Source organism: Dietzia maris, from assembly GCF_014144855.1.
GTDB lineage: Bacteria > Actinomycetota > Actinomycetes > Mycobacteriales > Mycobacteriaceae > Dietzia > Dietzia kunjamensis.
The window spans coordinates 1-6767 of sequence record NZ_JAALDN010000472.1 but is presented as its reverse complement, the minus strand read 5'-3'; the positions used below and the strand labels follow the sequence as shown (position 1 = coordinate 6767).

Below are 6767 nucleotides of genomic sequence, written 5' to 3'. Positions count from 1 at the left end.
TTGCAGTGGCCACTTTAGCGGGAACACTCCACATCAGCCACGAACTCTACGAGCGCCATGGCTATTTAACCTTTCGGAGTACCGCGAAGTTGTTGCTTGTTGGAACACCACCGACTCGCTTGAGCATGCGAAGTGTGTACTGCGCCTTGTCGAAGTCGTCACCGCTCGTGCCGAGATCGAAGGTTGTGCCCAGGCGATCACCGATCACATAGTCGCTGAACAGGCCGTACCAGACTTCCGTCTCGTCAGTGCCTGTGCCGAGGTTCGCAGGGATCTCATCCACGATGTAGAGAGGTCGACCAAGCAGGGTTGCAGGAGCGCCCTCAGACACGCTGTTGATGTAGAGAGGTCGCCCTTGGCTGTCCTTGAGTCCGACTACCTTCGCGAGCGCAGCAGACGCCATCACGTACACGCCCTGGTTTCGAACCGCCGTGCGTAGCTTGAACTGCAACGCGAGTAGGTCCGCCCAAGTCAGTGCAGAGCCGGCCTGGTCAAGAGACACAGGGGTAACGGCTGTAGAGCGGAAGCCAAATGGCTTGTTCGTACCGTCGCCGCTAACAAACGCTGCGTTCTCCACCATTGCCGCCTTCTGAGCGAGCTGGCTTTCGAGCAGGGCTTGAGCACTAGGGTTGATCGCTGCATCCTGGAGGAACTCGATTGTGATGCCCTTGATGCGGCTCGCAAGCTTCTCTGGGACCAGCTCTTTCACGCTGAAGTTCACTTCAGTTTCTGGGATGGTCGCAGCTTCGGCTACCCAGTAAGCGTCACCGCCGTTCGCAGCTGGAAGCTGGAGGCGAGCAGGCGCGTTGCTGATCACACGAGCGATCTGTCGGATTGGCGAGATGTAGTCGAGTTCGCGTCGAATGTTCGCGTCGACAGTGATCGGCACCAAGATGCCACCTTCATCGTCGGTCCCGATCGTCTGAGCTTTGGCCCTGTACTGATCACGGATACTTTTCTGTGCCTCGCCCATCAGCACTGAGTTCTTCGTAGCGAGCGCTGTGAAGAAGTTCTTGTTGATCTCGCGATCTTTGCTTTCCTCAGTCTCTGTCACAGTTGGAGCTGTGCCAGGAGCACCAGGAACTTGGTCCTGCGATTTAGCTTTCGCAGCTGCCGCAGCCTTCTCAGCCACGTATTCTTTTATAGTCTTTGTCACTTATCACCCCCTTTGAGTGATTAGGTTTGTTGTTATTGGTCTTGAGCTTCCTCTGCCGCAGCAAAGTCCGCATCGATCTGCGCTTGAATTTCAGGAGTAAGTTCAGCGTCTTCATCGAACTCGTCCTCACCGGCACCGGGCTGGTCGTCTTCGCCGCCCTTAGCTGGTTCAGGAGCTTGAGTCTCTGGAGGAGCCGTCTCGACTGGCTTCAATTCCGCGACAGTTGATTTCACTTCGCCAAGCTCGCTAGTAATCGACTCGACACTCGTATTGAGAGTCGTCACCGTCTCGCTCAGGCTTGTCATCAGGTCAGTAATCGATTTGAGTTGCTCTTTCACCTCTTCCACGTTGGTCTCCTCGCCCTCAGGGGCGTCCTTCTTTTTCAGTTGATCTTCTAAGTTGATCGACGCCTCACGCATTGAGCGGAGCATCCACTGCGCGTCCTTGCGGTTGAGCGATCCCTCTTTGAGCGCCAGCGCTACTGCGTTGGCGTTCGCCGGAATCGGCACGCAGGACACCTCGAGCAGTTCGTTGTCCTTCAGGACCGGGACATCATCCTCGAACTCGAGGGTGTGCGGGATAAACCCAACACTTACGCAGCGCAGCGTTCCCTTGACGTACTGCTGGAAGACGGTGAGCGCCTTCGGGTTGATGTCGGTGTCGAAGGTGAGGGTCCCGTAGGTGCCGTCAACTTCGGTGGTGATGTCGCTCCACTGTCCGAGCACATCTTCCGGTTCGACGTCGTAGCTCTTGTGGTTCCAGAGACCGATTGGATTCTTCAGGAAGTTCTTGAGGCTCCAGCTCTGGTCCACGCGCTCGCCGTAGCGATCAATGCTGTCGTCGCTAATGCGGAAGCGGATCGACTTGTTCTCTTCGTCGATCGACTTGATCTTCGTGGTATATAACTTAGTTCGCTTGTCTTTCATATAGTTTCTCTATTTCACAATATCTATCACCTATTCAAATAAATCAATAGCAACAGGGCGGGAACTAGTGCGGCCAAGAGCGCTCCGAAGAAGCGGACATCCTCATGCAGCGTGGGAAGGACGCTCATTGGCTGAGCCATGACCTGCTTGGCAGAGCGATTGACCGCTTCCGGCGTACCCGTCGGGTCGTAGGTGAAGAGAGCCACGCCCACCTGGTCCGCGTACTCGATCGCCTGAGCGCTGTAGCCGCTGGCCGAGAAGAAAATCAAGGCCTCGGACCCGGTCCCCCGCGCCCCGACGAGGCGCTGCACATCGGGCCTGCCGACGACCCCGCCCTTCCACTTCACTTGAGCCAGCGCTCGCTTCGACCTCACGTCCACGCCACCGTCAGCGCCCCCAGTGCCGGCCACTGCGTCTGCGAATCCCCACTGGCGCATCAGCTGTGTGGCATTCTTTTCTGCCTTGTGAGGGTCGGTGATGTACTCCACCGCTAGATGTCCTTCAGGACCGGCAGCAAGACACACCTACAGTTCGCATGAGCTGGCGGACCGATCACATCGTCGTAGTCGTGGACCTGAGTCATGACCCTCGGCTTGCCGTCCTTGCCCGTCGTCTCGACGATCTGTGAAGTTCCCTTGTCGAAGTAGTTCGCAGTGAGTGCAACGACCCGGCCGTGCAGATCGGCACAGTAGACACACCTCATCTCGTCCTGCGCCGTGTGCCATTCCTTCGCCTCTACGACATCGCTCTGCCGCCATCCTTCGATGTCAGCGAACGCCTGAGCCCTCGTGACCTCAGTTCGAGCGATGCGGTCCGCTCGGTAGGTCAGCGCCGCCCCGAAGACCTGCTCGATGCGAGCTCGTAGCTCGTAGCTCGTCTCCCCTGCCTGGATGCCCTGGGACAGTGCGGCACGCAGCTGCTTCTCGGTCTCATCGTTGATGTCCGCGGCGACCTTCGTGCTGCGGGTGTTGTAGTACTCCTGGACCGACTGGTTGAAGGCGTTGAACAGGGACGGGTCGAGGTTGACCTGCTCCATGGACAGCCTGCCGAACTCCGCCACCACGCCCAGCAGGATCGGCGCGAGCACCCTTGCCATTGCGGCGTCGAACTCGTCCCAGTCCACAACATCGTCAAGCCAGTCTTTGCGCTTATAGCCCTTGGTCGGCATCGGGACCGTCTCGAGCTTGCTCAGCACCGAAGCTCGCTGCGTCTCAAACTGCGCCCGTAGCGAGCGCATGACAGTCTCCTCGTGCCGTTCGCCGCGGAGTCGGTACTGCTCTACCTTGTCGTCAGGGTTGATCGACTTGGTGTGGATTTTGGGTGGCTCTTCTTACCCTCGGTAGGGGCCGGGGACTCGGCGGGAGGTTGTGTCTCTGTCGGGACCGCTGCTGCCGCAAGCTGATCGAGTGGCCGGAGTGTGCCGGCTGCGTAGATCTGGTCACCAAGGCCGCTTGGCAGTGGCGCGAGGCCATACTGCTCGCGTACCTCGTTGATGGTGAGCCACTTGTTGACGCCCTTCTCAGCCTCGCTGAGCTTGGCTTCCTTGTCTTCTCCGACCGGGTTCTCGTAGTCGAGCTCGAGCGTTGGATCTGCGACTTTGATGAACGAGGTGTTCATCAGTTCGACGAAGTCTTCGATGCGCGGCACGCAGTTGTTGACCATGTGCGTGTAGACAGCGCCGTCCATGATCGAACGGTTGGCGTTCTCGATGAGTCCGACTACTGCCGGTGAGGTCTGAAACATCGCGAAGATCTCGTCGCGGGTGAATTTGCGGGAGGCCAGGAAGTCGAGGTCCTGCTGGTTGACCATGTACGGCTTCACGTCGCCGCCTTCGACCAGGAGGTTCTTGTAGGCGTTCTCTGTGCCGGTGTGAGTGTCTGCGAACTGCTGCTTCCAGCGGGCGTACGCCTCGTCGCTCATCTCTTCGTTAGTGCTGAACACCAGGCCAGGACGGGCGTTGTTGGCGAAGAAGCGCCTGTTCCAGTCCTTCATCTGCTCATCGGTGTCGATGGTCGCGGAGGCTGCGGTGATGATCGACTGGCCCACGTACGGGTTGGCCGGATTCGGGTTGATGTCACGGATCACCGAGCCGATCGGATAATCCTTGTTGTTGAAGCGCACGATGCTCTGGCTGTAGGTCTCTCCCAGTACGAACTCGCAAAGGTGAGCTGGAAGAATGTGGAGCGAGTCAGGGACCTGGCCCTTCTTCGGCTCGAACGGCTTGGCGCCCTTGAGCATGAGGAGATACGACTCCCCTGTGAAGTTCATGTAGGTGAAGTGAAGCCGTCGTAGCTGCTTCCCCTTGTGCGCGCCGTTGGGAGCGTTCATCAGATCGAGGATTGGGTGGGTGAGGATCTCCGTCCGGTCCCCTGCCGCGTCACGCTTGTAGAGCTTGAGCCTGATCCTGGCGGTCGGCCTAGCGATGGCATCGTTCGCAGTGAAAGCCCAGCCGAGGTTGGCCGAGATTGCATCCTGCTTGGTCTTGTAGTCACGGACCTTGCCGCCGGTATCGAACGCCTCGAGCGTGTTGCTGAGGTGCGGCACGAAGGCTTTTCCGCGACCAAGTAGCCTGGCTGCTAATTTATAACGGAGTGGAGCTTTACTTCGTGCCATATATTGCAATCATATACCGGATATTGAATTGCGACAATGCAATAATTGCTAGGCGCTGCGGACCCGGAATTCTTTCTTCTTGTCTGGGTTGGCTACCCGCTCATAGATTGCCGCCAGGACATCCGGGGCATCATCGTGTTTGTTGCGCCCCTTCTTCTGGTAGGCCATCAGCTGCTTGTAGAACTCTGGGTACTTCTGCTTCCAACCCCGAGGCATGAAGACATGCTTGTTCACCCAGGCGCTCGAGGTGAGTATGCGAGCCTCCTTGTTGGCAGTCTGCGCCACGGCCTTCACCACACAGCGTCGATTGCCCCGTTCCTTCAGCAGGCGCTCCACGTTGCGCGAGAAGCCCCGCCCACCGTTGTTGCTCTCAAACGTCGCTTCGTCCACCTGGTCGCTGTCGAGCATGTCTGCAACCATCAGCTCGGTCTCTTCCATCGCAGCGTCAGTCATCACCACGTCGGTCACGTACACGTCGCCGTCCACCTCGTCGTAGTTGACAGAACAAAGGAAGTCCGCGCCGGTGTCCGCGGTGTCGGTGTAATTCCAGCGCTTACGCTCCCCAGCCGGCAGCGCCTCGTACTCCACGAACTCGCTGTAGAGCCGCCCCTTCACGTCGATCGGTTTCTGGTTATAGTTCGCCTCCACGATGTCGACGTTCATCTCTTTGGTCTTCAGGTCGAAGTCTCGGCGGGTCAGGACCGAGTCGCAGAGCATCGAGCCGTCTTCCTGCACTGCCTTGTAGGTGATGACTTCCACTTCGTCACCGAACGCATCGATGATCCGGCCGGCGAGGTCCCCCTGCGCCCAGCGGGTCATGAAGAGGTAGACCTTCCAGTCGTCCCCCTCAGTTCGGGAGAGCATCGTGTTGGTGAGCCAGGACCAGTGCTTCTCGAGCACGAGATCGCTGTAAGCCTCCTCCGCGTTCTTGATGATGTCGTCGATGACGATGTCGTTCGCGCCGAAGCCAGTAGCCGTGCCGCTCGGAGACGTGGCGAGGTAGTTGTCCTGGCCGCTGCCTTCCAACGCCCACTTGCTCGCGCTGGCCTGTCCGTACTTCACTCTCGTCGCTGGGAAGATGTCGCGGTAGACGAGCACGCCGGCCGAAGGCTCTTCGTCAATCGTGTCGCGGACCTTGCGGGCGAAGGTGGTCGAGAGCGTCTCGTTGTACGAGCCCGTCATCACCTTGCGGCTGGGGTCCGCGCCGAAGCGCCACTCGACGAAGTTGCCGGCAGTGAAGCTCTTGTAGTGCCGCGGGGGCATGTTGATGACAAGGAAGCGCTTCTTGTTCTGCTCACCGAAGGCTTGAACTCGCTCGCAGACGTCTTGAAGGTACGGGCGGTCCGCCGTGTAGTGCTTCGGGTACTTAAGCTTGCAGTAATCGTAGAAGAAGCGCCTAGCGAGCTCCTTCTGCGCCTCAAGCCTGATCTGAGGTGTCACCTGCATCGGTCTGTGCCTCCGCTAGCGCACGCAGCTGTGCAGCGCTGAGCCCCTGCATCGGGTTACCGAGCGGCGCGTCTGGATCGCCCGCTACCACCTGCTTGTCGGACCAGTCCTGGTACTTGCCGTTGTAGTTGTTGATCAGCGCGAACTTGGCGCCATTGGCGTACGGACCGAAGAGCTGCGTCTCCGCATACTCAGCGCAACGATTGAGCGCCCCTTGAATCGAGGGAAAATACTCGTCCTTGTTCTTGTAGTTCAGGAGCGTCCTGCGATCGACTCCGAGCGCACGTGCGAGCCCTGTCATCGTGTAGGGCTTCTGCTCCGTCAGCACCGTGCGCGTATCGAAGAGCATGTTGCCCTTGGCGTCGCGCCCAGTCTCCACGAGCACCTTGGTGGTGTGGGGGTCCTGCTCCGCGAAATAGTTCTGGATCGCTAGGTCTAGCTCCTCGACCGTCTGGAACTTGAGTGGTCGGCCACCTGGGTGCTTTTCTTCTTGAGTGGGCGTGTCTTGCATATACAACTATTAATGCACGTCAGACGCCTTTTGTGAAGAGGGCAGCCGGCGGAGCGCGGCTAGGGCGTGTCTCCCAATTGGCTTAGCCAGGTGAGAATTGCGCAGAGGGTGACGG

The 6767-nt window shown here is 58.8% G+C and carries 7 protein-coding genes; all 7 read right to left on the bottom strand.

What is annotated here, in order from left to right; genetic code table 11:
* Positions 1–61: 61 nt before the first annotated feature.
* The 7 genes from G6024_RS14525 to G6024_RS14495 are packed head-to-tail and all read right to left on the bottom strand — an operon-like array spanning position 62 to position 6652.
* Complete coding sequence (locus tag G6024_RS14525; protein ID WP_159149029.1) at positions 62–1132, bottom strand: phage major capsid protein; 1071 nt, start codon at positions 1130–1132, stop codon at positions 62–64.
* 56 nt (positions 1133–1188) lie between these two features.
* On the bottom strand, positions 1189–2082 hold the full coding sequence (locus G6024_RS14520) for an HK97 family phage prohead protease (protein ID WP_159149028.1): 894 nt from the start codon (positions 2080–2082) through the stop codon (positions 1189–1191).
* 26 nt (positions 2083–2108) lie between these two features.
* Positions 2109–2570: a restriction endonuclease gene (locus G6024_RS14515; RefSeq protein WP_159149027.1), complete on the bottom strand. Its 462-nt coding sequence runs from the start codon at positions 2568–2570 to the stop codon at positions 2109–2111.
* A gap of 2 nt (positions 2571–2572) precedes the next feature.
* The gene (locus G6024_RS14510; RefSeq protein ID WP_159149026.1) at positions 2573–3319 is read right to left on the bottom strand and encodes a phage minor head protein; all 747 of its coding nucleotides are present in this window, start codon (positions 3317–3319) and stop codon (positions 2573–2575) included.
* A 41-nt stretch (positions 3320–3360) separates the two neighbouring features.
* The gene (locus tag G6024_RS14505; protein WP_159149025.1) at positions 3361–4695 is read right to left on the bottom strand and encodes a phage portal protein; all 1335 of its coding nucleotides are present in this window, start codon (positions 4693–4695) and stop codon (positions 3361–3363) included.
* A 48-nt stretch (positions 4696–4743) separates the two neighbouring features.
* Positions 4744–6135: a phage terminase large subunit gene (gene terL, locus G6024_RS14500; protein WP_200841577.1), complete on the bottom strand. Its 1392-nt coding sequence runs from the start codon at positions 6133–6135 to the stop codon at positions 4744–4746.
* A complete protein-coding gene (locus G6024_RS14495; protein ID WP_159149023.1) occupies positions 6113–6652 on the bottom strand; it encodes a terminase small subunit in 540 nt (179 codons plus the stop codon). The genes terL and G6024_RS14495 overlap by 23 nt, the downstream gene beginning before the upstream one ends.
* Between the last annotated feature and the right edge of the window lie 115 nt (positions 6653–6767).